This is a genomic window from Phorcysia thermohydrogeniphila, from assembly GCF_004339575.1.
In the GTDB taxonomy this organism is placed as follows: domain Bacteria; phylum Aquificota; class Aquificia; order Desulfurobacteriales; family Desulfurobacteriaceae; genus Phorcysia; species Phorcysia thermohydrogeniphila.
This window is the reverse complement of sequence record NZ_SMFV01000005.1, coordinates 59,356-72,267: the sequence shown is the minus strand read 5'-3', so window position 1 is coordinate 72,267 and position 12,912 is coordinate 59,356. Positions and strand designations below refer to the sequence as shown.

Genomic DNA, 12,912 nt, shown 5'->3' with positions numbered 1-12,912 from the left:
GTTGTTCTCCTGCAGTTTTATCCTATACTTGACCATGTAGGAAAAGCTTCAAAACAGGGAGACAGGATGCTGATAGTAAAGTTTAAGTACCCAGACACAGAAAAAACCGGACTTGCAACCTCTTCAGAAAGGTTCACCTACGGACAGAGAGTAGTTGTGAAAACTGACAGGGGTGAAGAGGTTGTTAAGGTTCTAAACTCTTACCCCTTTGACGAAGAAGCCCTCAGGAAGTTCAACATAGATAAAAACTCACTCTATAAAGTAATAAGGTTAGCCACAGAAGAAGATATAAACAGGGCTACAGAAAACGAGCTGTTTGCAGTGGATGCCCTTGAAGTCTGCAAGGAAAAAGTTGAAAAACATCAGCTTCCTATGAAACTAATAAGGGCCTACGCAACGCTCAACAAAGAGCGGATAGTCTTCTACTTTACCGCAGAGTCAAGGGTTGACTTCAGGCAATTGGTGAGGGACCTTGCTGCCCACTTTAGGACAAGGATAGAACTCCGCCAGATAGGCGTTCGGGATGAAGTTAAAATGCTCGGTGCTGTTGGAATGTGCGGTAGAGTCTGCTGCTGTAAGGACTTCCTTGAGTGTTTTGACTCAGTATCACTAAACCTTGCAAGGCTCCAAGGACTCCCTCCCAACCCTGCAAAGCTCTCCGGTGCCTGCGGAAGGCTCATGTGTTGCCTCAAGTTTGAGGAGGCCAACTACTACGTAAGGCAGTTTCTCCCTGAAATTGGTGAAACTGTTGAAACGCCAGAAGGAAAGGGTAAAGTTGCCGATATAAACGTTCCCTTAGAGATAATGACCGTAGAGCTTGAAGACGGAAGGAAAAAACATTTCCCCATCAGGCTTTTCCTAACAGAAGAGCAGTGGAACGAATATATTGAAAAGTTAAAAGAAAAACAGGACGACAGGTTTAAGTGTTTTACGAGAGCGGGAGTAATAGGAAATGAGAATAGTCAAGGAGCTGAGGAGTCCTCTGAATAGGCTCTTCATATACGAAACTTCTGACGGTTATAGGGTAGAGTCAGTTTTCTACAAGGGAGAGAGGCTCTGTATTTCTACACAGGTTGGGTGTCCCATCGGTTGTGCTTTCTGCGCCTCCGGAAGTAAGGGCTTCTTTAGAAACCTATCCTTTGAAGAGATCGTTGCCCAGTACGAGCTACTTAAAGAGAAACTACCCATCAAGGGAATTGCCATTGCCGGTATAGGTGAGCCGGCGTTAAACGTTGAGAACGTTGCGAGGGCAGTCAACTACTTTAGGGAAAGAGGCCTAAAGGTAACGATAAGCACTACAGGGTACCCGATTGAAGGTTTTAAGGAGCTCATCAGACTTAACCATAACGGGTTAACCCTATCGGTACACGGAATTAAAGAGGAAACGAGAAAGAAAATCTTTAAGAAGATAGAAAAATTAGAGGAGCTCCTCAACGCCATTGAAGAACACCTTTCAACCTCCTCCTCTTCCCGCAGAAAAAAGTTTCAGCTCGGATACCTTCTTATAAAGGACCTAAACGACGACAGAGAAAACCTAAAGCTACTCGCTGAAACTGCCCTTAAACACAGGTTTACAGTTATGCTCATGATGTACAACGAAGTAGAGGGAAAAAGCCTTAAAGCTGTAACGAAGGAGGAGTACGAAAGGACCTTCCTCTTTTTAAGGAGCTTTGGCGTAAGGGTAACTCTAAGTAATAGATTCCGAACCGATAAACTGGGTGGGTGCGGAACTCTAACGATTGCGAGGAGGGTATGATGAAAAGAGCAGTAGTTATCGCTTTTACACTCCTCTTTTCTTCGTGCATTCACGAGGAGACGGTTGAGGTTTCCCCAGAAAAGGTCAATCAAGTAAAAACGGTAGCACAAGAGGCAATGGCAAAGCTAAGAGGAGAGCTGATGAAAAACTTTAAGACGGCCATAAGCGAGGGAGGACTTGCAGGGGCAGTAAGTTTTTGCGCCGAGAGGGCAAGTAAAATAGAGGAAGAAGTTAACTCTGAGCTAAACGGTATAAAAGTAACAAGGGTTGCCATTAAGTATAGGAATCCCAAGCACAAACCGGATAAGCTTGATGAAAAAGTTCTAAGGTTCTTTGAGGAGAAGTTAAAGGAAGGTAACCTTCCACCCTACTACGTAACTGCGATAAAAAAGGGAGGTAAGATTTACTACGTTTACTACAAACCGCTTAAGGTAGCTCCATTCTGCCTTAAGTGTCACGGAAACCCTGAAAATATGGACAAGGAAATTCTTGAGGTTATAAGGAAGAAATACCCAAAAGACAGAGCTCTCAACTTTAAGGCAGGAGACCTAAGAGGAGCCTGTAAGGTGGTTATTCCTGAGGACAAACTTAAAAGTTAGAAGGAGTGGAAAATGTTTGTAAAGGAAGGGGAGCTCCCGGGAATAGGAAAAAAATACTCAATAAAGACAGAAAACGGTGACACAATAGTCATCGTTATCCACCATACCGGAAAAAGGGAGATTTACTATTTTGAGGATGAGAACGAAGAGCCAACAGCAGTAATTGAACTTACCGACGAGGAGGCAAGAACCCTCGGAACAATCTTAGTTGGCGCTCTCTTCCAGCCCACTTCAGATGAAGAGAAAATAGGTTTCCTTATGAAACACTTAGCCTTTGAGTGGATAAAAATCCCCGAAGGCTCCTTCCTCGTCGGTAAAAGTCTAAAAGAGCTTGAGATAAGGAAAAACTACGGCGTAATAGTGGTCGCAATAATAAGGGAGGAGAACATTATCGTTTCTCCTTCTCCCCTCTTTCCCTTACAGCCGGGGGACACCATAGTCGTTGTCGGCTCTCTTGAGAACGTGAAGAAGTTTGTTAGACTCGTTGAGGGTAAAGAGGAGTGATGGAACACTTTATTTCTCTTTTAGCCTCCCTTCTCTGTGTCCTTACAGTTTCCTACATAATCTCTTCCAAGCTAAGGTTTCCGGTCATACCTATCTACATAGTTGCGGGAATAGTGTTTTCCTTAGCTTTCCACGTGCACGAACCCCATATATTTGAAGTTCTCGGCGTAATACTTCTGCTATTTTTCATAGGCTTAGAGTTCTCTATAGCGGAGCTTGAAAAAAACCTTAGGGCAATCCTTTCCGTCGGCTTTATTGACTTGGTATTTAACACCCTACCTGTATTCCTTGTAGCTAAACTCTTAGGTTTTGACAGCTTTACTTCCCTTGTTATTAGCGTTGTCCTTTACCCTAGCTCCTCGGCAATAGTCTCTAAGCTCCTAATAGACCTTAAAAAGCTTGCAAACCCAGAGGTAGAAACCGTCCTGTCAATTCTCGTGTTTGAGGACATAGCAGCAGCCGTTCTTTTAGCTATCTTGATGAGCTTTTCAGGTGGAGCTCCCTCCCCCGAAGGGGTCGTGAAAGTCCTTATAAAGGTTTCCCTCTTTATTGCCATCGCCTTTATTGCCATTAAAAACCTAAATAAGTTTGTTGACTACGCCTTCAAAACTTTTGGGAGCTCCACAGAGTTCACAGTCCTTTTCACAGCAACAGTCCTTTTCTTGGCTGTTGAGGTCACCTTCGGCTTTGGACTGTCTGAGTCCATCGGAGCCTTCGTTGCAGGAATGCTCTTTGCAGAAAGCTCTTACAAAGAACAGATTGAGTCGGTCGTTATACCCTACAGGGACCTTTTTGGAGCTCTCTTCTTCCTCGCTTTCGGTCTCTCAATAGACCTAACATCTTTTTCAACTTCCATAGTGCTACCGCTAACCGTGTTACTAATCATTTCTTTCGTAGCAAAAATCGCCACTGGAATAGTAGCAGTAAGGCTCTACAAACTGGGAACTAAGAGGGGACTCTCTGCTGGACTTATGCTACTGCCCCGTGGAGAGTTTTCAATCCTTGTTGCAGCTACAAAGCCGGAGCTTGTTCCTCTAACAGCTGCCTACGTTTTACTCTCTGCAAGCCTCGGCTCAATTGCAATGAAAGAATCGGGTAGAATTCTCAACCTCTTCTTTAAGAAAAAGCCAAAGAAGAAGAGCAAACTCACTCGCTCTCAGCTCTTGGGGGACTAAGATGTTCATAACCTTTGAAGGTATAGAAGGCTGTGGGAAAAGCACACAGGCAAAGCTCCTCTACGAGTGGCTTAAGGAAAACGGGTATAAAGCTTTACTAACCCGTGAACCGGGAGGAACAGAGGCTGCTGAAGAGATTAGGAACTTTATACTAAAGCACCATAACGAGAAATTTCCTGCTTTTGCAGAGCTCTGCCTCTACATTGCAGCAAGGGGATTCCACGTAGAAAATTTGATTAAACCTTCCCTTCAAAAAGGAATCATTGTTATCTGCGACAGGTTTTCAGACTCTACTTTAGCCTATCAGGGCTACGGTAGGGGATTACCCATACACTTAATCACCTCAATGAATAAAGAGGCCACAGGAGACATTGAACCGGATATAACCTTTTTACTTGACGTTCCGGTAGAGGTTGGACTTTCAAGGATTAAGGCCAAGAAAAAAGACCGCCTTGAAGAAGAACCCCTACAATTCCACCAGAGAGTAAGGGAAGGATTCTTGAAAATTGCAGAGGAAAACCCAGATAGAATAGTAGTTATTGATGGAACTAAGGAGAAAGGAACTATCTTCTCTGAGGTTCTTAACCAAGTTGTAAGGAGGCTGTAGGTTGCCTCTAAGCACCGTTGTCGGACACTCAAAACAGCTCAGCGTAATAAAAACCCTCATTAACTCCCGTATGTTCCCACAGAGCTCCCTCTTTGTAGGACCTGAAGGGGTCGGGAAAAAGCTCATAGCGGTTGAGACACTAACGCTTATAGCAGACTCTTCTCTCAACGTAAAAGTAATAGGGAGCGAAAAGCCTGCAACCATTGAGGAGGTAAGGGAAGTCTCCTCTTGGCTCTTTACAAAACCTACTTCAGGTAAAGGCAAGGGAGTTGTTATAGACAATGCAGATGAGATGAGAGGAGAGGCTGCAAACGCCCTTCTTAAAACCTTAGAAGAACCTCCAGACTACGGATACATAGTTTTAGTGGCAAAGAGTGAGCAGTCGGTCCTTCCTACCCTTCGCTCAAGGTGTAGGATTTTTCGGTTTGGAAGGCTCAGTGACGCTAACGTTGAGTATATCTTGGAAAGACTTGGAATAACCCCTGACAAAAGGGTTATTAAACTCTCAAACGGCAGTGCCGGAATGGCCGTTAGGCTCTCTGAGAGCTCCGTCCCAGAGCTCGTTCAGGAGTTCTTAAACCTTATGAGGTCTAAGGATAGACTCAAAGGGATAGTAAAGTTCTCTGCAAACTTTTCAAAGCTCTCCCGTGAAGAAACCCTGCTGTTCCTAAACGCCCTTGAGAACCTCCTGTCACAAAAGGACACAATAATTAAGTGGTACAGCGCAATAAAGAGGGGAAGGGAGTTCTTGAAATTCTACGGGAAACCCCAATCGGTTATAGAGTGGATGCTAATAGAAGTTCTTCTCGGGAATCAGAACTGAACGTGAATCCTTTTTACCTTCTGCTTCCTGATAGCTTCTGGAATTTCCTCTAAGAGGTCGTGATTCCTTATCTCCTCAGGGTCCTTAACGCCGTTAAAGTTGATAAGGTAAAAGGCTACCTTTTCACCGTAAACCTTCGTCTCGTCAAGGACGAGGCCACACAAGTAAAGCTCCCCCTTAGATACAAGGCTCTCAAATTCAGGAATTGAGAGGAGTTTCTCTATCTGAACGTCTATGTTTATCTCCATGAGGGCAGCGTTCAGGCTCTTTGAGTCCCCCTCGTAGAGGGGGAATAGAATGTCAACGTTCTCCTCGTAAATCTTCCTCAGGAGCTTAAACTCAACCTCTGCAGCCTGAAAGTCAAAGCCTACGAACTTTTCAAGGTTAACAGCCGTTGAGCCCGTAACGGCAACCACGGGAACGTGCAGGTCACGAACGGCGTAGTAAATGGAGGTTAGGTTAGGGAAGACCTGAGCAGCGGCGTTTGAAACGATGTAGCTTTCTGGAAAGAGCAGGACGAGCCTCCACACCATAGAAGAGGCACAAACTATGCAACAGTCACACCTTCCAGCCTTTTCCTTTACTACGCAGTCCCTTACGAGGAGCTTCTCTATTACCTTTATAGCTTCCATCAGAAAACTCTTATTTCCACGGAGTTTTGAGCGGTATCAAGTATAGCAAAGGAAGATTTACCGGTAAGGTAACCGCAGAGCTCTCCCGGGTTAACTATCTGGCAGCTACCTATAACGCGGGTGTCAATCTCGTGGGTGTGACCGTAGAGAACGTAGTCAAAGTTTCCAGACCTTGCAACCGACTCCAGAAGGTAGGGCTCGTGCATCAGGGCAAAACGCTGTCCATCTATAACCTTCGCAACGGGAGGTTTTTCTATAAGCCCTCCCGATACCTTTAAAAGGCCGGCTATCTCTCCGTCGTTGTTCCCGAAAACACCAATGAAATCACACTTAAGGTTTGAAAGCAGGAACTTTACAGAAAAGGGAGATACGAAGTCACCACAGTGAATAACGAGGTCAACTCCTTCTTCGTTAACAGTTTTAAGAAACTGCTCCAACTTCTTCAGGTTATCGTGAGAATCGGAGATAACGGCTATCCTCACTTCCCATCCCCTTTAGGTGGTTGGCTTGCCGTAAAGTCGCAATCCGGATATCGGCTACAGCCGTAGAACTTCTTACCCTTTTTACTCCTCCTTTCAACTATATCACCCTCTCCACACTTTGGACACTTACCGTAAGTAAAGGGCGCAGTGTACTTGCAGTTGGGGTAAGCCGAACACGCTATAAATCTACCATATTTACCGCTCTTTATGACAAGGTCAGCGCCACACTCAGGACACTTTTCTCCCGTTTTTTCTGGTTCTTCAGCGGAAGACTCTTTGTACTTACACTCCGGATAGGCTGAGCACGCTATAAATGTTCCGAATCTTCCGTGAATTTTAAGGAGAGGAGCGCCACACTCAGGACACTCCCTACCAATTTCCTCACCTTTTAATTTTTTAAGCTCTTTCTCCGCCTTTTCTAAGAGTCCCTTAAACTCTCCGAAGTAGAACTCAGAAAGGAGCTCCTTCCAGTCCTTCTTTCCCTCCTCTATCTTGTCAAGCTCCTCCTCAATGTTGGCCGTAAACTTCACGTCAACAATTTTTGGGAACAGCTTTTTTAAGAGGGAGTTAATGAACTCCCCGAGCTCTGTCGGGACGAGCTTTTGCTTTTCCTTTTTAACGTAGCCTCTCTGGATAATGTTAGAAATTATCGTCGCGTAGGTAGAAGGCCTTCCAACACCTTCCTCTTCAAGGGCCTTTACGAGCGTTCCCTCTGTGTAACGTGGAGGTGGCTCTGTGAAGTGTTGAACTCCTTTTACCTCTTTTAGGACTACCTTGTCTCCCTCCTCTAAATCGGGTAGGAGCTTCTCCTCAAACTCAATCGGGTAAACTTTTAGGAAACCTTCCTCCTTTAAGGTGCTACCCGTCGCTCTGAAGGTGAGACCTCCTCCCTCTATATCAACGGAAACAGTATTGAAAACGGCATCTTTCATCTGAGAGGCGACAAACCTACGCCAGATAAGGTCGTAGAGCTTATACTGCTCAGGGGTTAAGAATTTCTTTACGCTCTCCGGAGTTCTGTAAACAGAGGTTGGCCTTATCGCTTCATGAGCATCCTGAGCCGTTTTTGGCGTCTTACCCTCATAACTCCTCTTCGTTTTAGGAAGGAACTCCTCTCCAAGCTCCTCCTTTATAAAGCGTCTTACCTCTTCAACAGCCTCGTCAGAAACCCTCGTAGAGTCGGTTCTCATGTAGGTTATAAGACCAACCCTCTCATTCCCAAGGTCAATACCTTCGTAGAGTTGCTGGGCTATCTGCATCGTCAGTTTTGCAGGGAATCCAAAACGGCGTGATGCCTCCTGCTGGAGAGTTGACGTAATAAAAGGAGGCTGTGGTTTTCGTCTTCTCTCCTTTCTCTCTACCCTCGTTACTTTGAAGGAGGCCTCTTTTGCCCTCTTAACAAGCTCTTCTGCACTTTTTTCGTCTGGAATGTCAAACTTATCAAGCTTTTTTCCGTCAACTGCGAAGAGCTTTGCAGGGAAGTCTTTACCCTCTTTTACAAAAACTTCTTCAACTGTCCAGTACTCTTTCGGGACAAAGTTCCTTATCTCCTCTTCCCTATCGCAGATGAGCCTAAGAGCGACCGACTGGACTCTTCCGGCAGAGAGGGCTTTTTTAAACCTGCGGGAAAGGAGGGGAGAGATTGTGTATCCAACAATTCTGTCAAGGATTCGTCTTGCCTGCTGGGCGTAAACTTTGTTTTCATCTATCTTATCGGGATTTTTCACGGCCTCCTGTATGGCTTTCTTAGTTATCTCGTGAAACCTGACCCGATAGATGCCGTCCTTCTTTATCCTCTTTAAGGCGTTGGCTATGTGCCAGCTTATGGCCTCCCCTTCCCTGTCTGGGTCTGTAGCTAAAAAGACCTCCTCCGCCTCCTTTGCAGCTTTCCTTATTTCTTTTAAAACCTTGTCCTTGCCCTTTATCGTTACGTACTTGGGTTTAAACCCCTTCTCTATGTCAACGCCGAACTCATCCTCCGGCAGGTCTATCACGTGTCCCATAGAGGCCTTAACTATAAAGTCCTTACCCAAGTACCTCTGTATCGTCTTCGCTTTAGCCGGAGACTCAACTATGAGGAGTTTCTTCTTTCCCATTCAGTCCCCTTAGAGTCTATTTTGACCAAGTCAAATGTAGTATCTCCCTCTCCACAAGCAACTACTTTAGCGGCCAAGAAGTTTCTTTCTGTAGTATCCGCTGTAAATAGCGCCTGCTGGATTGTGGGCAAGAACTCTATCTTTAACTATCAGCGTTGTTACAGGAGCTCTTGAATACATCTGAAAGAGCATGTCGTGGCCGACGCAGAGGCCAACGATAACGTTCATTTCAGTGCCAACTTCATTAAGAACTTCCGCCTGACCTACAGGATTACAGGCAGCCTCCAGCTTACACGGCTGCATTTTTTTGAGGTTAAGCTCTGACTTGTCAATAGCTCCTACCTTGCAGGCAACAGAGAAAACCTCAAAACCGCGACGCTCAAAAACTTCTGCAACGAACTTTACCTCTTCAAACAGTCCTATGCAGAAAGCTATGCCTACCTTCTTAAACCCCATCCTATTCGCAAACTCTAAGAGCTCCTCAAGCCTCGTCAGCTTACAGTAAAACTCCCTCTCTATATCTGAGGAAACTTCAAGAAGTCTCCTTTCAAACTCGCAGAGCTCTTTAAGCTCCTGTAACTCTTTACACTTTTTACCTTCCCTGTAGCAACCGGGCGAAGAACACCTATGACACTTCATTTTTTAAGCCTCTAAGCTCTGTGTTCGTCTTCGTTTGGCTCTAAGAGCTCTGGGAGTTCTCCCCTTTTAAACTTCTCTACGGCATCGTCAAGGAACTTCACCTCTGGCGGAACGAGGTAAACCTTTATTCCCAACCGGTTTCTCACCTTGTCAAATGCACCGGGCCCCATCTCCTTAACGAGAACAACATCAACCTTTTTCTCCTTAAACATCTCCGCTATAAAAACGCCTCTTCCCCTCTCTACGTGAAGGCCGGGATTTTCAACAATCTCAACGCTACCAGAGGCGGTATCAACAATGGCAAAGAGGTTAGACTTTCCAAAGTGGGCATTAACAAGCCTCCTTCCACCAACTTCTGTATCAAGAACAGGAACAGCAATTCTCATGACCCACCTCCTATTGGTCAGTTACACAATTATAACTTAGTTCAATATACCTAAATCTGTTCTACATACAGAATTTGACTTAAGTCAAAGCCCAGAGGAACAAACTTTGGTATTTTCTATCAGAGAAACCTAATATCCAAGGAGGAGCAGATGTTCGGATTCTTCAAGAAAGGGAACCAGAAAAACCAGAATCAAGAAAATTTCTGCACCGAGACAGACCTTGCCACGGGTGTAGGAGTAAAGGTTCCCAGCTTTCACGAAAGCGTTAACTACATGTACCAAAAAGTAAAAGAGGCCCAGCTCAGCAACGTAGCAGACCGTTTTGAAGCTATGGAAAAAGTAAGGTGTAAGTTCTGTAAGGAAGGTGTCTCATGTCAACTCTGTTCAATGGGTCCATGCCGTATAACACCTCAAACTCCAAGGGGCGTATGTGGTATTGATGCTCACGGTATTGTTATGAGGAACCTCCTCATCAAGGCAAACATGGGACTTTCAGCCTACACCTACCACTGTAGAGAAGCAGCTCTTACACTCCTTGAAACTGCAAAGGGTAACACTATATACGAGATAAAAGACCCTTCAAAGATAGACCTCCTTGCCGACATCCTTGACGTAGATAAGTCCCTTCCACTTGAAGAAAAGGCAAAGAAAGTTGCAGAAGGCGTTCTTAACAGCCTTTCCCAGAATGATACCTCCATCTTCGTTGAAAAGCTCGCTCCTGAGAGCAGGAAAGAGGTATTCAGAAAGCTCGGCATTATGCCCAAAGGTCCAATGCAGGAGCTTGTAGACTCCGTTACCCGCTCAATGACAAACATCGACGGAGATTACGTATCCTTAGCACTTGCCGCTCTCAGGAACGGTGTAGCATCTGCTTTCGGTTCACTTGTACCATTAGAGCTCATTCAAGACGCCCTATTCGGAACACCCTCACCTCACGAGTGTCAGGTTGACTTCGGAGTTCTTGACCCTGACTACGTAAACATCCTTCCCAACGGACACGAGCCCTTCGTAGGAATGGCCCTCGTCAAACTGGCTCAAGATCCTGAAATCCAAAAAATGGCAAAAGAAGCAGGAGCCAAAGGAATAAGGATAGTAGGCTCCATTGAAACTGGTCAAGAAATGATGGCAAGGCTTGAATGCAACGACGTCTTCGTTGGACTCACCTCTAACTGGATATCCATGGAGTACTTCCTCTCAACTGGTGCAGTTGACGCCTTTGTAATGGATATGAACTGTTCTCTTGCAAACCTTAAAGAGTACGCCGACAAGTTCAAGTTCAAGCTCATAGCCGTTACAAACATTATGGGTATCCCCGGTTCAATTAAACTTGAGTACAAGCCCGGCAAGGAAACAGAAATTGCAAAAGAGATAATCAGGCTCGCTATTGAGAACTTCAAGGAGAGAAAGAACGCTCCAAAGACCGACGTATCAAAGTTCAAGCAGAAGGCCATTGTTGGATTTTCCGCAGAGGCTATCATTAACGCCCTCGGTGGAAGCCTCAATCCACTCCTTGAAGTCATAAAGAGCGGAGACATTAAGGGAGTTGTTGCTCTCGTTAACTGTACCTCCCTTGGCAACGGTCCTCAGGACAGCATGACCGTTCAGATAGCCAAGGAGCTCATTAAGAGGGATATCCTCGTAATCGGTGCTGGATGCGGTAACGCAGGACTCCAGAAGGCTGGACTTGAAACTCTTGAAGCTGTTGATAAGTACGCAGGTCCTAAGCTTGCAGGCGTCTGCAAGGCCCTCGGTATTCCACCGGTTCTTTCCTTTGGAACGTGTACAGACACCGGAAGGATTATCATGACCGTTATAGCTATAGCTAACGCCCTTGGTGTTGACCCATCCCAGCTCCCAGTAGCGGTAACTGCTCCTGAGTACATGGAGCAGAAGGCCGTTATAGACGGATTCTCTGCTGTTGCCATGGGACTCTATACCCACGTATCACCAGTTCCTCCAGTTACCGGTTCTGACAAGGTCGTGAAACTCCTCACAGAGGAAGTTGAGAGCCTCACAGGCGGTAAGATTGCCGTTGGCGATGACCCAGTTCAGGCAGCTAACGGAATAGAAGAACACATCATGAAGAAGAGGGAAGCCCTCGGTATATAATCAGCTATCTCCTCCAAGCCCCCTCCTCTTAGGAGGGGGTTTTACATTTTTCGCGAAGGGGAAAAATGTCCACGGTAGAGAGGGAAAGAGAAACCTTAAAGAGAATGATTTCTATTTACTGCTGGAGGAAGCACAAACAGGAACGTGGAAAACTGTGCAGCGAATGCAGGGAGCTCCTTGAGTACGCCTTTAAAAGGCTTGACCTTTGCCCTTTTGGAGAAAATAAACCAACCTGTAAGAAGTGTCCCATCCATTGCTACAGGCCAGAAATGAGGGAAAAGATAAAGGAAGTAATGAGGTTCAGCGGTCCAAGGCTCCTCATCTACGACCCGATAGGCTGGCTCATACACGAGATAAAAGAAAGGTTCTCATTTAAACAGCCAAGTCTTTAAGCAACTTTAAGTTCTTTATCTTTACCTTACTTCCTGACTTTTCAATAGCCCCCAAACTTTTAAGTCTTGACAACATCCTTGAAACGGTTTCTTTAGTCAAACCAAGCTCCATAGCTGCAAGGTTTGTCCTGAAAACAAACTCTTCTCCTTCTTTCTCCTGAGCCTGCCTTAAGATGTAAGAGGCTACCTTAGAGAGAGCGTCCTTAAGGGAAAGGCTTTCAATAACATTCGTAAGGTAAACAAGCCTTTGTGCCATAACGGCCATAAGTCTCATAGCAATTTCGGGGTCAACTTTCATAAGTTGAATGAAGGCCTTCCTTGGAATAAAAACAACCTCTGAATCCTCTATGGCCTCAGCCCAAGCTGGAAAGTTAGAACCCATAAAACCTGCTGCTTCTCCAAAAAAGGCAGGTGCAGTAAATATCCTGATTATCTGCTCTTTGCCACGGTTTGTCCTGTATATTTTCACCTTGCCCGATTTAAGAGCGTAAAAACCTTCAGCTTTTTGAGAAGGGTTAAATATAACCGTTCCCTTTGGGTAGTTCCTCAGGACTGAAATATTCGCCAGACTCTCAAGCTGCTCCTTGGTAAGGCCTGAAAAAATCGGAATCTGCCTTAAAAACTCCATAATAATCCCCAAACCTTTATAAGATTATAACATACGAATCATTCTTCACGAATCATTCTTAGAGACTTGACATCTGAAGGGCTC

The 12,912-nt window shown here is 45.3% G+C and carries 15 protein-coding genes; 9 read left to right on the top strand and 6 right to left on the bottom strand.

From position 1 onward, the window contains the following. Positions 1 to 66: 66 nt before the first annotated feature. The 7 genes from CLV27_RS07095 to CLV27_RS07065 are packed head-to-tail and all read left to right on the top strand — an operon-like array spanning position 67 to position 5,464. Positions 67 to 990, top strand: coding sequence for a PSP1 domain-containing protein (locus CLV27_RS07095; RefSeq protein ID WP_132527270.1), 924 nt, complete (start codon positions 67 to 69; stop codon positions 988 to 990). Continuing rightward, the gene (locus tag CLV27_RS07090) at positions 953 to 1,756 is read left to right on the top strand and encodes a radical SAM protein (protein ID WP_132527268.1); all 804 of its coding nucleotides are present in this window, start codon (positions 953 to 955) and stop codon (positions 1,754 to 1,756) included. Before CLV27_RS07095 ends, CLV27_RS07090 begins: the two co-directional genes overlap by 38 nt. Further along, the gene (locus tag CLV27_RS07085) at positions 1,756 to 2,355 is read left to right on the top strand and encodes a Tll0287-like domain-containing protein (RefSeq protein WP_165863707.1); all 600 of its coding nucleotides are present in this window, start codon (positions 1,756 to 1,758) and stop codon (positions 2,353 to 2,355) included. Before CLV27_RS07090 ends, CLV27_RS07085 begins: the two co-directional genes overlap by 1 nt. A 12-nt stretch (positions 2,356 to 2,367) precedes the next feature. After that, positions 2,368 to 2,859 (top strand): cation:proton antiporter regulatory subunit, encoded by a 492-nt coding sequence (locus tag CLV27_RS07080; RefSeq protein WP_132527264.1) that lies wholly within the window; start codon positions 2,368 to 2,370, stop codon positions 2,857 to 2,859. Then, positions 2,859 to 4,034, top strand: a complete 1,176-nt coding sequence (locus CLV27_RS07075; RefSeq protein ID WP_132527262.1) for a cation:proton antiporter — start codon at positions 2,859 to 2,861, stop codon at positions 4,032 to 4,034. The genes CLV27_RS07080 and CLV27_RS07075 overlap by 1 nt, the downstream gene beginning before the upstream one ends. Position 4,035: 1 nt before the next feature. After that, on the top strand, positions 4,036 to 4,641 hold the full coding sequence (gene tmk / locus CLV27_RS07070) for a dTMP kinase (RefSeq protein WP_132527260.1): 606 nt from the start codon (positions 4,036 to 4,038) through the stop codon (positions 4,639 to 4,641). Between the two features lies 1 nt (position 4,642). Continuing rightward, complete coding sequence (locus CLV27_RS07065; protein ID WP_132527258.1) at positions 4,643 to 5,464, top strand: DNA polymerase III subunit delta'; 822 nt, start codon at positions 4,643 to 4,645, stop codon at positions 5,462 to 5,464. On the opposite strand, the gene CLV27_RS07060 is transcribed toward CLV27_RS07065, so the two are convergent. The 5 genes from CLV27_RS07060 to CLV27_RS07040 all read right to left on the bottom strand — a co-directional run bounded on the left by CLV27_RS07060 (position 5,455) and on the right by CLV27_RS07040 (position 9,699). After that, positions 5,455 to 6,096, bottom strand: coding sequence for a carbonic anhydrase (locus tag CLV27_RS07060; protein WP_132527256.1), 642 nt, complete (start codon positions 6,094 to 6,096; stop codon positions 5,455 to 5,457). The genes CLV27_RS07065 and CLV27_RS07060 overlap by 10 nt on opposite strands. Further along, on the bottom strand, positions 6,096 to 6,578 hold the full coding sequence (locus CLV27_RS07055) for a metallophosphoesterase (RefSeq protein ID WP_132527254.1): 483 nt from the start codon (positions 6,576 to 6,578) through the stop codon (positions 6,096 to 6,098). Before CLV27_RS07055 ends, CLV27_RS07060 begins: the two co-directional genes overlap by 1 nt. Further along, entirely contained in the window at positions 6,575 to 8,674 is a 2,100-nt protein-coding gene (gene topA, locus CLV27_RS07050; protein WP_132527252.1) for a type I DNA topoisomerase, read from the bottom strand. The genes CLV27_RS07055 and topA overlap by 4 nt, the downstream gene beginning before the upstream one ends. Before the next feature lie 66 nt (positions 8,675 to 8,740). Next, positions 8,741 to 9,313: a DUF1847 domain-containing protein gene (locus CLV27_RS07045; protein WP_132527250.1), complete on the bottom strand. Its 573-nt coding sequence runs from the start codon at positions 9,311 to 9,313 to the stop codon at positions 8,741 to 8,743. An 11-nt stretch (positions 9,314 to 9,324) separates the two neighbouring features. Then, on the bottom strand, positions 9,325 to 9,699 hold the full coding sequence (locus tag CLV27_RS07040) for a NifB/NifX family molybdenum-iron cluster-binding protein (protein ID WP_132527248.1): 375 nt from the start codon (positions 9,697 to 9,699) through the stop codon (positions 9,325 to 9,327). A gap of 150 nt (positions 9,700 to 9,849) precedes the next feature. Here CLV27_RS07040 and cooS point away from each other — a divergent pair, with 150 nt between their 5' ends. Then, positions 9,850 to 11,808: an anaerobic carbon-monoxide dehydrogenase catalytic subunit gene (gene cooS, locus CLV27_RS07035; protein ID WP_132527246.1), complete on the top strand. Its 1,959-nt coding sequence runs from the start codon at positions 9,850 to 9,852 to the stop codon at positions 11,806 to 11,808. A gap of 65 nt (positions 11,809 to 11,873) precedes the next feature. Beyond that, a complete protein-coding gene (locus CLV27_RS07030; RefSeq protein ID WP_132527244.1) occupies positions 11,874 to 12,200 on the top strand; it encodes a nitrous oxide-stimulated promoter family protein in 327 nt (108 codons plus the stop codon). Here the strand turns inward: CLV27_RS07030 and CLV27_RS07025 are convergent. Then, positions 12,181 to 12,828, bottom strand: a complete 648-nt coding sequence (locus tag CLV27_RS07025) for a Crp/Fnr family transcriptional regulator (protein ID WP_243644912.1) — start codon at positions 12,826 to 12,828, stop codon at positions 12,181 to 12,183. The genes CLV27_RS07030 and CLV27_RS07025 overlap by 20 nt on opposite strands. Between the last annotated feature and the right edge of the window lie 84 nt (positions 12,829 to 12,912).

Excerpts from the sequence above, each read along its gene's own strand:
- CLV27_RS07095 (WP_132527270.1), top strand. The coding sequence starts at position 67 with ATGCTGATAGTAAAGTTTAAGTACCCAGACACAGAAAAAACCGGACTT.
- CLV27_RS07090 (WP_132527268.1), top strand. The coding sequence starts at position 953 with ATGAGAATAGTCAAGGAGCTGAGGAGTCCTCTGAATAGGCTCTTCATA.
- CLV27_RS07085 (WP_165863707.1), top strand. The coding sequence starts at position 1,756 with ATGAAAAGAGCAGTAGTTATCGCTTTTACACTCCTCTTTTCTTCGTGC.
- CLV27_RS07080 (WP_132527264.1), top strand. The coding sequence starts at position 2,368 with ATGTTTGTAAAGGAAGGGGAGCTCCCGGGAATAGGAAAAAAATACTCA.
- CLV27_RS07075 (WP_132527262.1), top strand. The coding sequence starts at position 2,859 with ATGGAACACTTTATTTCTCTTTTAGCCTCCCTTCTCTGTGTCCTTACA.
- tmk (WP_132527260.1), top strand. The coding sequence starts at position 4,036 with ATGTTCATAACCTTTGAAGGTATAGAAGGCTGTGGGAAAAGCACACAG.
- CLV27_RS07060 (WP_132527256.1), bottom strand. The coding sequence starts at position 6,096 with ATGGAAGCTATAAAGGTAATAGAGAAGCTCCTCGTAAGGGACTGCGTA.
- topA (WP_132527252.1), bottom strand. The coding sequence starts at position 8,674 with ATGGGAAAGAAGAAACTCCTCATAGTTGAGTCTCCGGCTAAAGCGAAG.
- CLV27_RS07045 (WP_132527250.1), bottom strand. The coding sequence starts at position 9,313 with ATGAAGTGTCATAGGTGTTCTTCGCCCGGTTGCTACAGGGAAGGTAAA.
- CLV27_RS07040 (WP_132527248.1), bottom strand. The coding sequence starts at position 9,699 with ATGAGAATTGCTGTTCCTGTTCTTGATACAGAAGTTGGTGGAAGGAGG.
- cooS (WP_132527246.1), top strand. The coding sequence starts at position 9,850 with ATGTTCGGATTCTTCAAGAAAGGGAACCAGAAAAACCAGAATCAAGAA.
- CLV27_RS07030 (WP_132527244.1), top strand. The coding sequence starts at position 11,874 with ATGTCCACGGTAGAGAGGGAAAGAGAAACCTTAAAGAGAATGATTTCT.
- CLV27_RS07025 (WP_243644912.1), bottom strand. The coding sequence starts at position 12,828 with ATGGAGTTTTTAAGGCAGATTCCGATTTTTTCAGGCCTTACCAAGGAG.